Source organism: Streptomyces sp. NPDC003023, from assembly GCF_042888225.1.
In the GTDB taxonomy this organism is placed as follows: domain Bacteria; phylum Actinomycetota; class Actinomycetes; order Streptomycetales; family Streptomycetaceae; genus Streptomyces.
In genome coordinates, this window is sequence record NZ_JBIAPL010000002.1 from 754,916 (window position 1) to 772,263 (window position 17,348).

Here is a 17,348-nt window from a genome sequence, read left to right on the forward strand (position 1 = left end):
GAGTGTGCCGGGGCCCCTCTGCACGTCCTTGTCGTCAGTGTTCGCCGGTGCCGTCGTCGGCCGCCTCGACCTCTTCGCGCGTGATCCCCAGGAGATACAGCACGGTGTCGAGGAACGGCACGTTCACGGCGGTGTGCGCGGCCTTGCGCACGACGGGCTTGGCGTTGAAGGCGACGCCCAGGCCGGCGGCGTTGAGCATGTCGAGGTCGTTCGCACCGTCGCCGATCGCGACCGTCTGCGCGAGCGGGACCCCCGCCTGATCCGCGAAACGGCGCAGCAGCCGAGCCTTGCCGGCCCGGTCCACGATCTCGCCGACGACCCGGCCGGTGAACTTCCCGTCCTCGATCTCCAGCGTGTTCGCCGACGCGAAATCGAGGCCCAGCCGCTCCTTGAGGTCGTCGGTCACCTGCGTGAAGCCGCCGGAGACGACGCCCACTTGGTATCCGAGCCGCTTCAGCGTACGGATCAGGGTCCGCGCACCGGGAGTGAGCCGTACCTCCGCGCGCACCTTGTCCACGACGGAGGCGTCCAGGCCCTCGAGCAGCGCCACACGCGCGTGCAGCGACTGCTCGAAGTCCAGCTCGCCCCGCATCGCCGCGGCGGTCACCTCTGCGACCTGCTCCTCACAGCCGGCGTGTGCCGCGAAGAGCTCGATGACCTCGTCCTGGATGAGCGTGGAGTCCACGTCCATGACGACCAGGCGCTGCGCCCGCCGGTGCAGTCCGGCGGAGACGACGGCCACGTCGACCCCGATCTCGGACGCCTCCAGTGCCAGGGCGGTCCGCAGCGGCTCGGTCTCGACGCCGGAGACCGCGAACTCCACCGCCGTGACGGGGTACTTCGCGAGGCGGAAGATGCGGTCGATGTTGCCGCCCGCCGTGGCTATGGTGGCCGCTATGGCGGCCGTGGACTCCGCCGTGAGCGGGTGCCCGAGCACGGTGACGTGCGAACGACCGCTGCCGCGAGGCCGGTTGTCGCCCGTACCAGAGATGATCTCGGCCTGCAGCTTGAGGGATTCTGCCCAGCTGTGCACGGTGGCCCGCAGCTCGCCCTCGGTGGTCGCGCCGGCCGTCGGCGCGGTGACGAGCGCGCACAGCACGAGGCGTCCCCGGGAGACGACCTGTTCGATGTCGACGACATCTACGGCGTACGCGGCGAGGGTGTCGAAGAGCCCTGCGGTGATCCCCGGGCGGTCCTTCCCGAAGATCTTGACGAGAAGGGTCGGGTCGTCGGCGTTGGGAGGGGGCTGAGATGCGCTCATGGTGTTACCACCGTATCGGGCGACCGGCGGGACGAGAGTTTCCGTCCCGCCTGACGGACACATGTGCGTCCTTCGCACGCTCGCACAGGGGACGGCGAGGCGCCAGGCGTGCGGGAGACGGCGGGGCGGCGCGCAGGAGCCGCGCGGCGGGACACAGCGGCGGGTACGGCCGCGTACATCCCGCACAGTGGGGCAGAGCGGCACGTACGGCCCCATCCGCTACGGATCATTCGGTACGCGCATGATCCGCCACCAACCGTGGGTGATCACGGCGCCGACCGCGCCCGAGGCCGTCCGTGAACGTCCCAACTCGGTACCGAACACCGTCTTCACGCGGCCCGACTTTCGGATACGAGGCCGGGCCTGAAATAGTTCCCCACGATGTTCGCCTTCCCTAGACTCCCGGCGACGGGGGAAGCTCGGGGGACAACTAGTGGGGCATGGAGTGCCGGAACTCGTACTGGAATTGAACGGAAGTACCTGGACGCTCGATCCGTCCAGGTCGTACACCCTGGGGCGCGATCCCCAGGGCGATCTGGTGATCGACGACGCCAGGGTCTCGTGGCGGCACGCCACGATCAGCTGGGGCGGGCGCAGTTGGGTCATCGAGGACCACGGCAGTACCAACGGCACGTATGTGCAGGGCCAGCGGATCCACCAGATGGAGATCGGCGCCGGCACGGCGGTGCACCTGGGCAACGCCACGGACGGTCCTCGTCTCGGCCTGAGCGGTGCGGGCGCGCCGGCGGGAGCGCCCGCGGGCGCCTACGCCCAGGGAGCGCCCCAGCAGGCCGCCGCGCAGGCGCCGGCCCAGCAGCCGCAGCAGCAGGGCTGGCCGCAGGCCCCCGCCCAGCAGCCGCCGCAGCAGCAGGCCGCCCAGCAGGGCTGGCAGCAGCAGCCGCCGCAGGCCCAGGTCCCGCACCAGCAGGGTGTGCAGAAGCCGCAGGGAGGCCCGCCGGCCCACGGCGACCGCAGCCCGACGACCTTCCACCAGCTGGCACTCGGCCGTGTCATGCGCATCGGCCGTGCGCTCGAGAACGAGCTGGTCGTCTCCGACCTCCAGGTCTCGCGCCACCACGCCGAGTTCACCGGTCACCCCGACGGCCGTTTCGAGATCCGTGACCTCGGCTCCCACAACGGCACCTACGTCAACGGTCAGCCGATCGCCAAGTCCGGCACGGTCCTCATCGGCCCGAACGACATCGTCGGCGTCGGCCACTCCACCTTCCGTATCGTCGGCGGGCAGCTCGAGGAGTTCGTCGACACTGGTGAGGTCTCCTTCTCGGCCCGTCACCTCACGGTGACCGTCGACGGCGGCAAGCAGATCCTGCGCGACGTCTCCTTCGGCGTCCCGGAGAAGTCGCTGATCGGCGTCATCGGTCCGTCGGGTTCCGGAAAGTCCACCCTGCTCAAGGCGCTCACCGGCTACCGGCCCGCCAACCAGGGTGACGTCCTCTACGACAACCGCAGCCTCTACAAGCAGTTCGCAGAGCTGCGCCAGCGCATCGGTCTGGTTCCGCAGGACGACATCCTGCACAAGGAGCTCACCGTCCGTAAGGCGCTGAAGTACGCGGCCAAGCTCCGCTTCCCCGGTGACACCGCGGAGGCCGAGCGCGAGGCCCGTATCCAGGAGGTGCTGCGCGAGCTCAAGCTGGACATCCACAAGGACAAGAAGGTCACCTCGCTCTCCGGCGGCCAGCGCAAGCGCGTCTCGGTCGCCCTGGAGCTGCTGACCAAGCCGTCGCTGATCTTCCTGGACGAGCCGACCTCCGGCCTCGACCCGGGCATGGACCGTGACGTGATGCAGCTGCTGCGCGGCCTCGCGGACGACGGCCGCACGGTCCTCGTCGTCACCCACTCGGTCGCCGAGCTGGGACTGTGCGACAAGCTGCTGGTCATGGCGCCCGGCGGTTCGGTGGCGTACTTCGGTCCGCCGGAGGAGGCGCTCAACTTCTTCGGCTACAGCACCTGGGCCGACGTCTTCTCCGCGTTCGAGAACTACCGCGACTACGACTGGGCGGGCCGCTGGCGCGGTTCGCAGCACTACCAGATGTACGCCGCGGACATCGACGCCGTCGCCCCGCAGTCGGTGAACATGCCGCCCGCGCAGCAGATGCGTCCGCCGAAGCCGCAGAGCTGGGCTTCCCAGCTGTTCACCCTGATGCGCCGCTACATCTCGGTGATCGTGTCCGACAAGGGCTTCATGGCCCTGATGCTGATCCTGCCGGCGGTGCTCGGCGCGGTGAGCCTGCTCATCGACCCGGACAAGGGCCTTCTGGTCAACCAGAACGCGCAGACCGGAAGGATCATCCCGAACGGCACGGCCACCACCGTGCTGCTGATCCTCGCGGTGGGCGCGTGCTTCGCCGGCGCGGCCAACTCCGTCCGCGAGCTGATCAAGGAGCGGGTGATCTACGAGCGGGAACGCGCGACCGGTCTGTCACGCTCCGCGTACCTGATGTCCAAGGTCATCGTGCTCGGCATGATCACGGTGATCCAGGGCGGCCTGGTCGGCGCCATCGGCTTCGCCACCCGTGAGCTCCCCGCCGAGGGACTGGTCATGGGCGGTGCGGTCATGCTCGAGCTCTCGCTGCCGATCATGGCTCTCGGCTTCACGTCGATGATGTTCGGTCTGATCATCTCCGCGCTGGTGAAGACGGCCGAGAAGACCATGCCGCTGCTGGTCATGTTCGCGATCATCCAGGTCGTGTTCACCGGCTGTCTGTTCATCCTGCACGGCACGGTCGGCGTCAACGAGTTCTCGTATCTGATGCCGTCGCGCTGGGCGGTCGCCGCAGCCGGTACCACGCTGGACTTCAACAAGATCAACCCGAACACGGACGACCCGACCAGCACCGACCCCCTGTGGGACCACGACGCAGGGGCCTGGTTCCTCGACATGGGCGCTCTGCTCGCGCTCGGCGCGCTGTGCGGGTTCTTCGTGGCCCGCTTCCTGCGCCGCCACGAGCCCGAGGTCATGCGCAAGTAACGCACCTCGCACCGCTCGAGGCAGACGCCGAAGGGCGCACCCCGCACGGGGTGCGCCCTTCGGCGTCTGTGCATGTCCGCCGGTTGCGCTGCCGGCTCTGTGTGCCGGCGTCAGTAGGCGCTGTTCACGTTGTCCATGGAGCCGTAACGGTCGGCCGCGTAGTTGCAGGCGGCGACGATGTTGGCGACCGGGTCGTACTGGTCCCAGGAGGTGCCGGGGATGTGGTACGCGTCGAAGGTCGGCTTGATGACCTGCAGCAGGCCCTTCGAGGGGACACCGTTGATCGCGTTGATGTCCCAGTTGTTGATGGCCCGCGGGTTGCCGGAGGACTCACGGATGATGTTGCGGTGAATGCCCTCGTAGCTGCCGGGGATGTTGTGCTTCTTCATGATCGCCATGGCCTCGCGGATCCACCCGTCCAGGTTGTTCGGGTAGGTCACCTTCGCCGGCTTGCGGGCGGCGGAGCGGTTGGCGGCCTGCTCCTGGGCGCGCTTCTCGGCGGCGGCCTTGGCGGCGGCCTTCTTCTTCGCGGCGGCGGCCTTCTCGGCCTTCGCCTCGGCCTTGGCCTTGGCCTGCGTGGCCTTGAGCTGGGCCTCGAAGGCGGACTGCTGGCTGGTGATGCTCTGGTGGACGGCGGCGGCCTTGCCGGCGTCGGCCTTCCACGCGACGGGCGCCGAGGCGGCGGCCTCGGTCTGCACGCCGGCCTCGGCGTCGCCCGAGGGGGCGAGCGACAGGGCGAGCGTGGCGCTGGCGACGGCGGCGACACCGGCGACGGCGGTCTTGCGACTCTTGAGTCGGCGGCGAATCTCAGGGGTGATGAACGCGGACATACAGACGTACCTCTTCGAATAGCGGAAAGTCGCTCCAGGCCGGTTCGGCTCTGCGCTGTTCGGAAGCGACGTCGGCAATTCTTAGCTGGCGCAAAATGCCGTGGCAAAGGTGTGACGTACGATCCGAGGTAGTGGATCACATGTTCCCATTGTCCGGATTCGCCTGTGCTGTCCGCGCTGATGTGCCCCTTATGTATCAACTAAAGAGTCTCGTAAGTGACCTGGGCCCTATGCCGGGGCTCACACCGATCATGAAACCGCCTCACGAAGTGTTGCGTCAGCAATCCTGTGAGTGAGCGGTCTCCTCCGGTAGGACGAGGTGAACGTCGCCGAACTCGTGCCAGAGGTAGCGGCGCCTCAGCGCTTCGGCGTACGCGCTGGTCAGAGCCGCCCGCCCGGCGATCGCCTCCAGCATCAGCAGATGCGACGCCGCGGGCTCGTGCAGTCCGGTCAGCAGGCCGTCCACCACGCGCACGCCACGCCGCGGCGTCACGACGAGGTCCGTCCGGCCGGAAGCCGGGCGGACCACGCCCTTCCCGTCCGCGGCCGACTCCAGGGCCCGCACGGCCGTCGTGCCGACCGCCACGATCCTGCCCCCGGCCGCTCGGGCGGCGTTCACCAGCCGGGCCGTGGCCGCCGGCACCTCGAACAGCTCCGGATACGGCGGCTCGTGCGCCTCCGCCGACGCCACGCCCGTGTGGAGGACGACCGGAGCGAACTGCACCCCCCGGCTCACCAGCTCCGCCACCGTCCGCGGTGTGAAGGGGCGGGCCGCGCTCGGCATCTCCGCCGACCCCGAGCCGTCGGGGGAGGGGAGCGCGAAGACCGTCTGGTACGCGGACAGGGGCTGGTCCCGTGCCGTGTAGCCGTAGCGGATCGGCCGGCCGTACCGCCGCAGCAGCCCCGGTACGTCCACGGACACCGAGGCCCACCACAGCCGGTCCGCCCCCGGCGCGAGCGGCTCCTCGAGCACCAGCTCGCCGCCGCCCGGCACCCGTACGACGGTCCCCGCCGCACCGCCGGGGCGGGGCAGCGTGCTGCCGGCGCCGTCCGGCCGGCGCAGTTCCACCGCCCAGCGCGGGCTCGCCGACCGCGGGTTGTCCCGGTCCCCGCTGGTCGAGAAGTGCACGACGACCGCCTCGCCGCCGAGCCGCCCGTCCACCGCCGCCGCGAGCGTGGCCGACGTGTTGACGACCAGTACGTCTCCCGCCCGGAGCCGGTCCGGCAGTTCACGGAAGCGGTGGTGGGACACCTCCGTGCCGCGCGAGACCAGCATCCGTACGTCGTCGCGTCCCGTTCCCCGCTCCTCGGCCGGTACCCGGGCCGACAGCTCATCCGGCACGCGCAGACTCTCCAGGGCCGTGGCGTCCTCGGTCCCCGTCCTCATCGGGTCTCCGCCGGTGCCTGCGGCCGCGCCAGGGCCCGCGCCGCCGCCGCCGTGTACCGGCCGCCGGCCGGCCGTACCTCGATCAGACGCAGAAGGGCCGGAGCCACGGACTCGGGCGCGGGGCGCGCGTCCGTGTCGTCCGGCACCGCCGCCGCGTACAGGTCCGTCTGCATGTCGCCCGGATCGACGCTCCACACCCGCAGCCCCGGCTCCTCCACCGCCAGCACGGCGGCCAGCTGGTCGAGCGCCGCCTTCGACGCCCCGTAACCGCCCCATGTCTCGTACGCCTGTGCCGCCGCGTCGGAACTGACGGCGACGACCGCCCCGGCCGGCGACCGCCTCAGCAACGGCAGCGCCTCCTGCACGAGACCGAGCGCGGCGACCACATTGGTCTCCAGCGCCGCCCGCAGGCCCGACAGAGGCAGCACGTCCAGCCGCACCAGCGGCTCCGCTCCCAGTGCGCTCGCGTTGCTCACCAGCAGATCGAGACCGCCGAGCCGGGCAGCCGCGGCCACCAGCTCCGCACGGTGCCCCGCGTCCGTGACGTCGCCGCTCACCGCCACGACCCTGGTGCCGTGCCGGCCGGCGTGCTCCGCGCTCTCCTTCAGTACGTCCGCCGTCCTGGCGCCCAGCACGAGGTCCCAGCCCCGTTCGGCGAGAGCCGCCGCGAGCGCCCGCCCCAGCCCCTTCGACGCTCCAGTGATCACTGCTACCGGCATGGTGCCCATCCCCTTGCTGCGTGCGGTCGCTGTCGCTGTCCGTTCGGACGGACCCAACGTAGGAACGCGCGACCGTTCACCGCCTCGTGCGGGAGTCCCCGGTCCACAAGGCACTTCGACCTACGTCCGTGGTCCCGGTCGACCGCCGTCCCCGGTCCGATACGGACCGTCACAGGCCGCCGGTACGGTGAGTGGCATGAGTCACCGACCCGGCTCCGGCCTCGCCGCCGTGAGCACCGCGTTGCTCGCCATGAGCAGACATCTCGAGGTGCGTGATGTGCTCAAGACGATCGTGGCGTCCGCCCGCGAGCTCCTCGACGCCGAGTACGCGGCGCTGGGCGTGCCCGACGACCACGGCGGCTTCGCCCAGTTCGTCGTCGACGGCGTCAGCGACGCCCAGTGGAAGGCGATCGGGCCGCTGCCGCGCCAGCACGGCATCCTCGCCTCGATGCTGCGCGACGCGAAGCCGGAGCGGCTCGCCGACGTGCGGAAGGACCCGCGTTTCGAGGGCTGGCCCTCCGCCCACCCGGACATGTCCGACTTCCTCGGCCTGCCGATCAAGGACGGCGACGAGACCATCGGCGCCCTGTTCCTGGCGAACAAGAGGTGTCCCAAGCCGGAGGGCGGCTGCGGCTTCACGGAGGAGGACGAGGACCTGCTGGGCATCCTCGCCCAGCACGCCGCGATCGCCCTCACCAACGCCCGCCTGTACGAGCGCAGCCGTGAACTCACCATCGCGGAGGAACGCTCCCGGCTGGCCCACGAACTGCACGACGCCGTGAGCCAGAAACTGTTCTCGCTGCGGCTGACCGCACAGGCGGCCGCGGCCCTCGTCGACCGTGACCCGGGCCGCGCCAAGGGCGAACTCCAGCAGGTGGCGCAGCTCGCGGCGGAAGCCGCGGACGAGCTTCGCGCCGCCGTCGTCGAACTGCGACCCGCCGCACTCGAAGAGGACGGCCTCGTGAACACCCTCCGTACCCAGATACACGTCCTCGACCGTGCCCACAGCGCCCGAGTCACCTTCGAGACCAGTGGGATCCGGGCGCTGCCCGCCACCGAGGAGGAGGCCCTGCTCAGGGTCGCCCAGGAGGCCCTGCACAACGCGCTGCGGCACTCCGGCGCGGCAGAGGTGGACGTGGCGCTGGTCCGGCGCGGACAGGACGTGGTCCTCTCGGTGACCGACAACGGCAAGGGTTTCGAACCGCGGACCGTCCGCCGGGCCGGGCGGCACCTCGGCCTCGTCTCCATGAAGGACAGGGCGAGGGGTGTCGGCGGCAGGCTCACAGTCGAATCCGCGCCCGGCGCGGGCACCACGATCGAGATGGAGGTTCCCGGTGGCTGACAAGAGGATCCGCGTCCTGCTGGTCGACGACCACCAGGTGGTGCGGCGTGGCCTGCGCACGTTCCTGGAGGTCCAGGACGACATAGCCGTGGTCGGCGAGGCGGGCGACGGCGCGGAGGGCGTGGCGCTCTCGGAGGAGCTGAGGCCCGACGTCGTCCTCATGGACGTCAAGATGCCGGGCATGGACGGCGTCGACGCGCTGAGGAAACTGAGGGAACTGGGCAACCCGGCCAAGGTTCTGATCGTGACCAGCTTCACCGAGCAGCGCACGGTGGTCCCCGCCCTGCGCGCCGGCGCCGCCGGTTACGTGTACAAGGACGTGGATCCGGATGCTCTCGCCGGTGCGATCCGTTCCGTGCATGCGGGCCATGTGCTGCTCCAGCAGGAGATCGCGGCGGCCCTGCTGGCCGACGACGACCCGGGCCGCGGCACCGGTCGCGGCACGACCCTGACGGAGCGGGAGCGCGAGGTGCTCGGCCTGATCGCCGACGGACGTTCCAACCGGGAGATCGCGCGGGCGCTGGTCCTGTCGGAGAAGACAGTGAAGACGCACGTCTCGAACATTCTGATGAAGCTGGACCTGGCGGACCGGACGCAGGCGGCGCTGTGGGCGGTGCGGCACGGAATGGCGGGCTGACCCGCCCCTGGGCAGGGTTGTGCGGAGCGTCACGCTCCGGTGGGAGATTCATACTGTCGGGTGGATGTCACCCACACGGCGCATCCTGATCCACTGGTGAGCGTTCTCCATGGCGTGCCGCGGCGGCCGGCCGCGGCGAAGCCAGAACAGTGGAGCGTCGAAGTGAAGAACCTCAAGAAGGCCGCGGCCCTCACCATGATCGCCGGCAGCATCGTCGCCGCGGGCTCGGGCGTCGCCTCCGCCACCACCGGGGGCGCCCACGCCCACGGCGAGGCCGTCATGTCCCCGGGCGTCCTCTCGGGCAACGTCGTCCAGGTACCGGTCCACGTGCCGGTGAACGTGGTGGGCAACTCGGTCAACGTGATCGGCCTGCTGAACCCGGCGTTCGGCAACGTCGGCGTGAACGGCTGACCCCCGCCTCTCCTCGTCCCCGCACGGCCTCCCCGGGCAGCTCGCCCGGGGAGGCCGCGCGGGTCGCGTCGGACCGCGGGCGGGCGGCGGAAACGGGGCGCGATCGGGCGCCGCCGCGCCTGTGGCGGCCTCAGCCCCGCTCCCGCTCCTCCACATAGGCGTTGTACGCCGCCACCTGGGCCCTCCGCGCCACCCGTTCCACCGGCCGCAGCGCCTCACCCCGCGCCGCCATCTCCGACGCGCTCACCGCACCCCCGTGACCGTTCTCGTACGCCACGGAGATCAACAGCCCGATCCGCTGCGCGAGCTCCAGCACCCGCACCGCACGTGGCGGATAACCGGGAGCCAGTGCCTCGGCCGGTCCTCGGAGAGACCGCGCCCGGTACGCGTCGAGCGCCGCCTCCGCGACCGGGCCGGACGCCGCCACGTCGAGCCGCGTCAGCGTCGTCGTCGCGTCCCGCAACGCCTCCGCGAGTTCGCGCTCGGCCTCGCCCAGCGACGGCACATCCGCGGGCGGGGCCTCCCGTACCGGCAGACAGTGCCAGAGGACCTCGACGTGCTGGTCTCCGGGCGGGCCCGCCTCGTACACCTCGGGCACCAGCCCGTACGCGGCCCCCGACGCGACGACCGCCTCCTCCGCCTCGAGCGCCCGCGCGTTGAACTCCGGCGGACCGCTGAGACCCAGGGGATGCCCCGCGGCGGGGAGCGCGACCCGGAAGCCGGTCACTCCGAGCGACCGCAGACGTCCGAGCGCCAGCGTGAGACCCACCGGGGCCGTTTCTCCGGGAAGGCCCTCGACCCGGTGCACCGCGTCGTCGCCGACGATCGCGTGCACGGCGTCGTCGGGCGACACAAGTCCGGCCAAAAGGGCGTTTCCCCAAGCGGCAAGCCGCCCTGAGCGTGGTTCCGAATGCATGGCACCACCCTAGGGACCGGGCCGGGCGACCGGACCACTCACCCGGTGGCGTAGGTTTTCCCCTGGGTGGTGTGCCCACAGGTGCACCAGGTGCACAAAAGAGCCCGAATCGCACCCGAACACCTCAAGACGACTGCATGGGGAGACTACGCGCTCATGAGCGATGTACTGGAGCTGGTGGACGTATCAGTGGTCCGCGACGGACGCGCTCTGGTCGACGACGTCTCGTGGTCGGTCAAGGAGGGTGAGCGCTGGGTCATCCTCGGCCCGAACGGCGCCGGCAAGACCACACTGCTCAACCTCGCCTCCAGCTACCTCTTCCCGACCGCCGGCAACGTACAGATCCTCGGCGAGCGCCTCGGCGGCGTCGACGTCTTCGAGCTGCGGCCCCGTATCGGCATGGCCGGCATCGCCATGGCGGAGAAGCTGCCCAAGCGCCAGACCGTCCTGCAGACGGTGCTCACCGCCGCCTACGGCATGACCGCCACCTGGCACGAGGACTACGACGAGGTCGACGAACAGCGCGCCCGCGCGTTTCTCGACCGGCTCGGCATGACCGAGTACCTGGACCGCAGGTTCGGCACCCTCTCCGAGGGCGAGCGCAAGCGGACCATGATCGCCCGCGCCATGATGACCGACCCCGAGCTGCTCCTCCTCGACGAGCCGGCCGCGGGCCTCGACCTCGGTGGCCGCGAGGACCTCGTCCGCCGTCTCGGCAGGCTCGCGCGCGACCCGTACGCCCCCTCCATGGTCATGGTCACGCACCACGTCGAGGAGATCGCGCCCGGCTTCACCCACGTCCTGATGATCCGCCAGGGCAAGGTGCTCGCCGCCGGACCGATGGAGACCGAGCTGACCTCCCGCAACCTCTCGCTCTGCTTCGGCCTGCCGCTTGTCGTCGAGCGCAACGGCGAGCGCTGGTCTGCCCAGGGCCTCCCGCTCGGCTGAACTCCGGGGCGGACCAGGTGACCTGGCCTCGCCCCCTGTCCCGACGGCGCCCCGCCGACCTACCATGCCCATGTGGACATCGACGCATGGGTGTGGTGGCTGATCGGCGCGGTCGGACTGGGCATTCCGCTCGTGATGACCGCCATGCCGGAATTCGGAATGTTCTCCGCCGGTGCGGTGGCCGCGGCCGTCGTCGCGGCGGTCGGTGGCGGCACGACGGTCCAAGTGCTCGTGTTCGCCGCGGTGTCGGTGGCTCTCATCGCCGTCGTACGCCCCATCGCGAAGCGGCACAGAACGCAGAGCCCACGCTTCGCCAGCGGTGTCGACGCCCTGAAAGGCCGTCAGGCCGTGGTCCTCGAACGGGTCGACGGCAACGGTGGCCGCATCAAACTGGCCGGTGAGATCTGGTCCGCCCGCGCGTTCGACGCGTCGATGACCTACGAAGAGGGCCGGCAGGTCGACGTCGTCGAGATCGACGGAGCCACCGCCGTGGTGATGTGAAACGCAGCCGCCACGCGGCCCCTTGTGGGGTGAAGGGAGTGAACTTCCCCCACTGAGGCCCGTGTTCTGGGAAACTGATCATCAGACTCATCCGGCAGCGAAGGGCACAGGGAACACGATGCAACCGATCATCATCGTCCTGATCATTCTGGTGGTGCTGGTCTTCATCGCCCTGATCAAGACGATCCAGGTCATCCCACAGGCCAGTGCGGCCATCGTCGAGCGGTTCGGACGCTACACCCGCACCCTCAACGCGGGTCTGAACATCGTCGTCCCGTTCATCGACTCCATCCGCAACCGCATCGACCTCCGCGAGCAGGTCGTTCCCTTCCCGCCCCAGCCGGTGATCACCCAGGACAACCTGGTCGTCAACATCGACACCGTCATCTACTACCAGGTGACCGACGCCCGCGCCGCGACCTACGAGGTCGCCAGCTACATCCAGGCCATCGAGCAGCTCACCGTCACCACCCTGCGCAACATCATCGGCGGCATGGACCTCGAGCGGACCCTCACCTCCCGCGAGGAGATCAACGCGGCCCTGCGCGGCGTCCTCGACGAGGCGACCGGTAAGTGGGGCATCCGCGTCAACCGCGTCGAGCTCAAGGCCATCGAGCCGCCGACCTCCATCCAGGACTCGATGGAGAAGCAGATGCGCGCCGACCGTGACAAGCGCGCCGCGATCCTCACCGCGGAAGGCATCCGGCAGTCGCAGATCCTGACCGCGGAAGGCGAGAAGCAGTCGGCGATCCTGCGCGCGGAAGGTGAGGCCAAGGCGGCCGCCCTGCGCGCAGAGGGCGAGGCCCAGGCCATCCGTACGGTCTTCGAGTCCATCCACGCCGGAGACGCCGACCAGAAACTCCTCGCCTACCAGTACCTCCAGATGCTCCCGAAGATCGCCGAGGGCGACGCCAACAAGCTCTGGATCGTCCCCAGCGAGATCGGCGACGCCCTCAAGGGCCTCAGCGGGGCCATGGGCAGCTTCAACCCGATGGCAGGGATGGGCGGCGGTTCCGGTTCCGGCAAGCAGAGCAACGGCAACGGCACGGAACGCCGCGAGCAGCCCCCCATCGACTGACGCCGCACCCCTTCGTGCATGATCGGTGAGACCCCTCGACCTTGATGGCGGGGAGGCGACTCACGGACCATGTAAGGAGATGGCGTTGTCCATCTGGGAAGCACTGGCGGTATTCGCGGCCGGCGTGGGAGCCGGAACCATCAACACCATCGTGGGTTCCGGCACCCTGATCACCTTTCCCGTGCTGCTGGCCACCGGCCTGCCGCCCATCACCGCGAACGTCTCCAACGCCCTGGGGCTCGTGCCCGGCTCCATCAGCGGAGCCATCGGCTACCGCGCCGAACTGCGCGGACAGACCGGTCGGATCCTCCGCCTCGGCGTCACCGCGCTCGTCGGCGGCCTGGCCGGCGCCATCCTGCTTCTCGCTCTGCCCTCGGACGCCTTCGACACGATCGTCCCCGTACTGATCGCCATCGCGCTGATCCTCATCATCCTCCAGCCCCGGCTCGCCAAGGCCGTCCAACGGCGCCGCGCATCACAGGGCACCGAGCCGCATCCGCACGGCGGCCCCGCGCTCCACAGCGGCCTGCTCCTCGCCAGCGCGTACGGCGGCTACTTCGGCGCCGCCCAGGGCATCCTCTATCTCTCCCTCATGGGGCTGCTCCTCGACGACAGCCTCCAGCGCATGAACGCCGTCAAGAACATCCTCGGCGCCGTCGTCAACGGCGTCGCCGCCGTCTTCTTCCTCTTCGTCGCCGAGTTCGACTGGACCGCGGTCCTGCTGATCGCCGTCGGATCCACCATCGGCGGGCAACTCGGCGCCAGGATCGGCCGCAGACTGCCGCCCAACGTGTTGCGCGGCTTCATCGTCGTCGTCGGCACCGTCGCCATCGTCCAACTGCTGCTGCGCTGACACGACAAGGCCCGCCCCGGTTCGCCCGGGGCGGGCCTCGACATCACACGTCTACGCGGCGGGCTGCGCCGCCAGCCAGTCCGGCAGCGCCGCACGCTCGCCGGACCTGAGCCCCAGCAGCATCGCGTCGGCCGGCGAGGGAACGAACGGCTCGTGCAGCAGCGGCATGCCCGCCTGCTCCGGCGTACGGTCCGCCTTGCGGTGGTTGTCCTCGGCGCACGAGGCCACCGTGTTCAGCCAGCTGTCCGCACCACCGTGCGACTTCGGCACCACGTGGTCCACCGTCGTGGCGCGGCGCCCGCAGTAGGCGCACTTGTGCTGGTCCCGCACCAGCACACCCCGCCTCGACCACGGTGCCTGTCTTCGGAACGGCACCCGTACGTATCTGCAGAGCCTGATCACGCGGGGCACCGGGAGATCCACCGCCGCGGCACGCACCCTAAGCGCCGGGTGGGACTGCTCGACCACGGCCTTGTCCTGGAGCACCAGAACGACCGCGCGGTTGAGCGTCACCGTCGACAACGGCTCGAAGCTCGCATTGAGCACCAGTGTGTCCCGCATCCTGCCCACCTCCGTTCGCCGGCCCGGCCCCCGTCGGCGGGCATCAGCCTTGGATCAACTCTGGCCGGGCGCGCCGAGATGGACAACGCAATATCTGTGCCTTGCCGGAGGAGGACACCGGGACCCCCGGCAACAAAACTGCCCTGTCCTGGTCTCTCCAAGACCAGGACAGGGCAAACGTGAAGCGAACTCTCAGCTCTGCGCCGGAGCCTCGTACTCGCCGATCAGCTGTGCGCGGGCGATGGTGTGGAAACGCAGATTGAAACCGACGACCGCCGGCGACGCATCGGCATCGGGCCCGAGCTTCTCGCTGTCCACCGCGTACACGGTGAAGACATAGCGGTGGTTCTCACCGGCGGGCGGAGCGGCTCCGCCGAAGTCCTTCGACCCGTAGTCGTTGCGGACATGGACCGCCCCGTCGGGAAGCCCCTCGAACTTTCCGGTTCCGGCGCCCGCCGGGAGCTCCGTCACCGATGCCGGAATGTCGAAAAGCACCCAGTGCCAGAAACCGCTGCCGGTCGGGGCGTCAGGATCGAAGCACGTCACGGCGAAGCTCTTCGTCTCCGCCGGGAAACCCTCCCAGCGCAGCTGCGGCGAGGTGTCGCCAGCCGCCTTCACCTGGGCGTCCTTCAGTACCGCACCCGGTTCGATGTCGTCGCTCACCAGCGTGAACGAAGGCACCGCCGGATGAAAGTCGTGGGGGAGCGGAGCCCTTTTGGACTCGGTCACGTCAAAACCTCCGGTTCGCTGTCCTGCCTGTTGCCTCGCAGTGCGAGCCTAGGACCAGTTGCGACGGCCACCCACGTCGGCGAGCCACTGGTTGAGGTACGCCGCCCAGTCGGTGGACGCGAAGTCGCGGTGCCCGACCTTGAACGCCTTGTACGAGTCACTGCCCTCCATGAACAGCCCCGGCTTCTTGTCCATCTCGAGCACGACGTCCATCTCGTTCTCGTCGGCGACGAACGTGATCTCGACCTGGTTCAGACCGCGGTACTGCTGCGGCGCGAGGAACTCGATCTCCTGGTAGAACGGCAGCCGCTGGCGGGTCCCGCGGATGTGCCCACGCTCCATGTCGGCGCTCTTGAAGCGGAAGCCGAGCTGGACGAAGGCGTCGAGGATCGCCTGCTGGGCGGGCAGCGGGTGAACATTGATCGGGTCGAGGTCGCCGGAGTCCACCGCCCGCGCGATCTCCAGCTCGGTGGTCACACCGATGTTCATGCCGTGGAGCGTCTGGCCGCCGATGGCGGTGACCGGGGTCTCCCAGGGAATCTCCAGACCGAACGGGACCACGTGCAGGGCTCCGGCCTTCACCTCGACCGCGCCACCGAGGCGCTGCTTGGTGAACTCGATGTCCTGCTTGTACTCCTGGTCGTTGCCCTCGACCTCGACGCGTGCCTGCAGACCGACGGAGAGCGCCTCGATCTGCTGGTCCACGGAACCGCCCTGGATACGCACCTCGCCCTGGACCACACCGCCCGGCACGACGTTCGCCTCGGTCAGTTCCGTCTCCACGGATGCACCACCGGCACCGAGGCTCGCGAGCAGCTTCTTGAAGCCCATGTCCACTCCTTCTAGGTCTTGACCCCTACATACGCGCCACGACCGTAGTCGGTTCCCACCGCCACACCGGTAGGCTCGAACGCGATGATCGAGAGCCTCGACCGTACGCCGCTGCCACGGGACTTCTTCGACCGCCCGGTCCTGGAGGTCGCACCGGACCTCCTCGGCCGCACGCTGACCCGGCTGACCGACGACGGCCCCATCGAACTGCGCATCACGGAAGTGGAGGCGTACGCGGGCGAGGCCGACCCCGGCTCGCACGCCTTCCGGGGCCGTACCGCGCGCAACGAAGTGATGTTCGGTCCTCCCGGCCACGCGTACGTCTACTTCACCTACGGCATGTGGCACTGCCTCAACGTGGTGTGCGGTCCTGAGGGACGGGCGAGCGGAGTTCTGCTGCGGGCCGGTGAGGTGAAGGTCGGGGCGGAGCTGACGCGTAAGCGACGACTCTCGGCCCGCCAGGACAAGGAACTGGCCAAGGGGCCGGCCCGCCTGGCCACGGCCCTCGACGTGGACCGCGCACTGAACGGGGCCGACTTCTGCCTCGGCCCGAGCGAACCGCTCTCCCTGCTGCCGGGCCACCGGCCGTCACCTGACCAGGTACGGAACGGTCCCCGAACCGGGGTGGGCGGCGAGGGGGCCTTCCACCCCTGGCGGTTCTGGATCGACGGCGACCCGACGGTCAGCCCCTACCGGGCCCACGCGCCGCGCCGCAGGAGCCGTGGCGCAACTTGACTCGGGCGACGCGGACGCCTAACGTAGCCCGAGCCGCTTGAGACGGAGCACTGCTGTTCAGCAGTTCCGAAGCGGCCATCCACTACTCACGACAAACCCAAACGGGTGCGATTTCGCCATGCCGAAAATCGAATCCAATGACTCGATTATGAGTCGCCGGGGAAATCGTCTAAAGTAGTGAACACGCCGGAGGGCCGAAAGGCCGGAAAGCACACCGAGGAAATCGGATCGGAAAGATCTGATAGAGTCGGAAACGCAAGACCGAAGGGAAGCGCCCGGAGGAAAGCCCGAGAGGGTGAGTACAAAGGAAGCGTCCGTTCCTTGAGAACTCAACAGTGTGCCAAAAATCAACGCCAGATATGTTGATACCCCGTCCATCTTCGGATGGTCGAGGTTCCTTTGAAAAAGTCCATCCCGCTTGCGGGGTGGCAATCACAGCGAGGACGCTGTGAACAACCGGTCTTATTCCGACCGGTTGTTCCGCTCTCGGATGTGTCACCGGCAGTATTAATTTACTGGCCGAGTAAACATTCATGGAGAGTTTGATCCTGGCTCAGGACGAACGCTGGCGGCGTGCTTAACACATGCAAGTCGAACGATGAACCTCCTTCGGGAGGGGA

The 17,348-nt window shown here is 69.3% G+C and carries 17 protein-coding genes and 1 rRNA gene; 10 read left to right on the top strand and 8 right to left on the bottom strand.

Annotation, left to right across the window (positions count from 1 at the left end; all coding sequences use genetic code 11):
- Positions 1-34 precede the first annotated feature (34 nt).
- Positions 35-1,261 carry a phosphoserine phosphatase SerB gene (gene serB / locus ACFYV1_RS11665; protein ID WP_389395240.1) on the bottom strand — a complete coding sequence of 409 codons (1,227 nt, stop codon included), beginning with the start codon at positions 1,259-1,261 and terminating at the stop codon, positions 35-37.
- A 433-nt stretch (positions 1,262-1,694) separates the two neighbouring features.
- Between serB and ACFYV1_RS11670 the strand changes: the two genes are divergently transcribed.
- Entirely contained in the window at positions 1,695-4,250 is a 2,556-nt protein-coding gene (locus tag ACFYV1_RS11670; RefSeq protein WP_389395241.1) for an FHA domain-containing protein, read from the top strand.
- A 110-nt stretch (positions 4,251-4,360) separates the two neighbouring features.
- On the opposite strand, the gene ACFYV1_RS11675 is transcribed toward ACFYV1_RS11670, so the two are convergent.
- From ACFYV1_RS11675 to ACFYV1_RS11685, 3 genes are all read right to left on the bottom strand, one after another.
- Positions 4,361-5,080: a transglycosylase SLT domain-containing protein gene (locus ACFYV1_RS11675; protein WP_389395242.1), complete on the bottom strand. Its 720-nt coding sequence runs from the start codon at positions 5,078-5,080 to the stop codon at positions 4,361-4,363.
- Between the two features lie 277 nt (positions 5,081-5,357).
- Positions 5,358-6,467 carry an S-adenosylmethionine:tRNA ribosyltransferase-isomerase gene (locus ACFYV1_RS11680; RefSeq protein ID WP_389395243.1) on the bottom strand — a complete coding sequence of 370 codons (1,110 nt, stop codon included), beginning with the start codon at positions 6,465-6,467 and terminating at the stop codon, positions 5,358-5,360.
- Positions 6,464-7,186, bottom strand: coding sequence for an SDR family NAD(P)-dependent oxidoreductase (locus tag ACFYV1_RS11685; RefSeq protein WP_389395244.1), 723 nt, complete (start codon positions 7,184-7,186; stop codon positions 6,464-6,466). Before ACFYV1_RS11685 ends, ACFYV1_RS11680 begins: the two co-directional genes overlap by 4 nt.
- Before the next feature lie 196 nt (positions 7,187-7,382).
- Here ACFYV1_RS11685 and ACFYV1_RS11690 point away from each other — a divergent pair, with 196 nt between their 5' ends.
- From ACFYV1_RS11690 to ACFYV1_RS11700, 3 genes are all read left to right on the top strand, one after another.
- On the top strand, positions 7,383-8,528 hold the full coding sequence (locus tag ACFYV1_RS11690) for a GAF domain-containing sensor histidine kinase (protein ID WP_389395245.1): 1,146 nt from the start codon (positions 7,383-7,385) through the stop codon (positions 8,526-8,528).
- Complete coding sequence (locus ACFYV1_RS11695; protein ID WP_389395246.1) at positions 8,521-9,165, top strand: response regulator; 645 nt, start codon at positions 8,521-8,523, stop codon at positions 9,163-9,165. Before ACFYV1_RS11690 ends, ACFYV1_RS11695 begins: the two co-directional genes overlap by 8 nt.
- A gap of 162 nt (positions 9,166-9,327) precedes the next feature.
- Positions 9,328-9,576 carry a chaplin family protein gene (locus ACFYV1_RS11700; protein WP_389395296.1) on the top strand — a complete coding sequence of 83 codons (249 nt, stop codon included), beginning with the start codon at positions 9,328-9,330 and terminating at the stop codon, positions 9,574-9,576.
- 130 nt (positions 9,577-9,706) lie between these two features.
- On the opposite strand, the gene ACFYV1_RS11705 is transcribed toward ACFYV1_RS11700, so the two are convergent.
- Positions 9,707-10,492, bottom strand: a complete 786-nt coding sequence (locus tag ACFYV1_RS11705) for a hypothetical protein (RefSeq protein WP_389395247.1) — start codon at positions 10,490-10,492, stop codon at positions 9,707-9,709.
- Between the two features lie 156 nt (positions 10,493-10,648).
- Here ACFYV1_RS11705 and ACFYV1_RS11710 point away from each other — a divergent pair, with 156 nt between their 5' ends.
- The 4 genes from ACFYV1_RS11710 (at position 10,649) to ACFYV1_RS11725 (ending at position 13,872) form a co-directional block, all read left to right on the top strand.
- A complete protein-coding gene (locus tag ACFYV1_RS11710) occupies positions 10,649-11,440 on the top strand; it encodes an ABC transporter ATP-binding protein (RefSeq protein ID WP_389395248.1) in 792 nt (263 codons plus the stop codon).
- Positions 11,441-11,512: 72 nt separating this feature from the next.
- Entirely contained in the window at positions 11,513-11,941 is a 429-nt protein-coding gene (locus tag ACFYV1_RS11715) for an NfeD family protein (protein ID WP_389395249.1), read from the top strand.
- A 118-nt stretch (positions 11,942-12,059) separates the two neighbouring features.
- Positions 12,060-13,019, top strand: coding sequence for an SPFH domain-containing protein (locus tag ACFYV1_RS11720; protein ID WP_389395250.1), 960 nt, complete (start codon positions 12,060-12,062; stop codon positions 13,017-13,019).
- A gap of 79 nt (positions 13,020-13,098) precedes the next feature.
- Positions 13,099-13,872 (top strand): sulfite exporter TauE/SafE family protein, encoded by a 774-nt coding sequence (locus ACFYV1_RS11725; protein WP_389395251.1) that lies wholly within the window; start codon positions 13,099-13,101, stop codon positions 13,870-13,872.
- A 51-nt stretch (positions 13,873-13,923) separates the two neighbouring features.
- On the opposite strand, the gene ACFYV1_RS11730 is transcribed toward ACFYV1_RS11725, so the two are convergent.
- From ACFYV1_RS11730 to ACFYV1_RS11740, 3 genes are all read right to left on the bottom strand, one after another.
- Positions 13,924-14,433: an HNH endonuclease gene (locus ACFYV1_RS11730; RefSeq protein WP_389395252.1), complete on the bottom strand. Its 510-nt coding sequence runs from the start codon at positions 14,431-14,433 to the stop codon at positions 13,924-13,926.
- A gap of 192 nt (positions 14,434-14,625) precedes the next feature.
- Positions 14,626-15,162, bottom strand: coding sequence for a YbhB/YbcL family Raf kinase inhibitor-like protein (locus ACFYV1_RS11735; RefSeq protein WP_389395253.1), 537 nt, complete (start codon positions 15,160-15,162; stop codon positions 14,626-14,628).
- Between the two features lie 48 nt (positions 15,163-15,210).
- On the bottom strand, positions 15,211-15,993 hold the full coding sequence (locus tag ACFYV1_RS11740; RefSeq protein WP_389395254.1) for a sporulation protein: 783 nt from the start codon (positions 15,991-15,993) through the stop codon (positions 15,211-15,213).
- 84 nt (positions 15,994-16,077) lie between these two features.
- On the opposite strand from ACFYV1_RS11740, the gene ACFYV1_RS11745 reads away from it, so the two are divergent.
- The gene (locus ACFYV1_RS11745) at positions 16,078-16,728 is read left to right on the top strand and encodes a DNA-3-methyladenine glycosylase (RefSeq protein ID WP_389395255.1); all 651 of its coding nucleotides are present in this window, start codon (positions 16,078-16,080) and stop codon (positions 16,726-16,728) included.
- A 530-nt stretch (positions 16,729-17,258) separates the two neighbouring features.
- A 16S ribosomal RNA gene (locus tag ACFYV1_RS11750) occupies positions 17,259-17,348 on the top strand; the annotation flags it as partial.

Excerpts from the sequence above, each read along its gene's own strand:
- serB (WP_389395240.1), bottom strand. The coding sequence starts at position 1,261 with ATGAGCGCATCTCAGCCCCCTCCCAACGCCGACGACCCGACCCTTCTC.
- ACFYV1_RS11675 (WP_389395242.1), bottom strand. The coding sequence starts at position 5,080 with ATGTCCGCGTTCATCACCCCTGAGATTCGCCGCCGACTCAAGAGTCGC.
- ACFYV1_RS11680 (WP_389395243.1), bottom strand. The coding sequence starts at position 6,467 with ATGAGGACGGGGACCGAGGACGCCACGGCCCTGGAGAGTCTGCGCGTG.
- ACFYV1_RS11685 (WP_389395244.1), bottom strand. The coding sequence starts at position 7,186 with ATGCCGGTAGCAGTGATCACTGGAGCGTCGAAGGGGCTGGGGCGGGCG.
- ACFYV1_RS11690 (WP_389395245.1), top strand. The coding sequence starts at position 7,383 with ATGAGTCACCGACCCGGCTCCGGCCTCGCCGCCGTGAGCACCGCGTTG.
- ACFYV1_RS11705 (WP_389395247.1), bottom strand. The coding sequence starts at position 10,492 with ATGCATTCGGAACCACGCTCAGGGCGGCTTGCCGCTTGGGGAAACGCC.
- ACFYV1_RS11710 (WP_389395248.1), top strand. The coding sequence starts at position 10,649 with ATGAGCGATGTACTGGAGCTGGTGGACGTATCAGTGGTCCGCGACGGA.
- ACFYV1_RS11720 (WP_389395250.1), top strand. The coding sequence starts at position 12,060 with ATGCAACCGATCATCATCGTCCTGATCATTCTGGTGGTGCTGGTCTTC.
- ACFYV1_RS11725 (WP_389395251.1), top strand. The coding sequence starts at position 13,099 with ATGGCGTTGTCCATCTGGGAAGCACTGGCGGTATTCGCGGCCGGCGTG.
- ACFYV1_RS11730 (WP_389395252.1), bottom strand. The coding sequence starts at position 14,433 with ATGCGGGACACACTGGTGCTCAATGCGAGCTTCGAGCCGTTGTCGACG.
- ACFYV1_RS11740 (WP_389395254.1), bottom strand. The coding sequence starts at position 15,993 with ATGGGCTTCAAGAAGCTGCTCGCGAGCCTCGGTGCCGGTGGTGCATCC.
- ACFYV1_RS11745 (WP_389395255.1), top strand. The coding sequence starts at position 16,078 with ATGATCGAGAGCCTCGACCGTACGCCGCTGCCACGGGACTTCTTCGAC.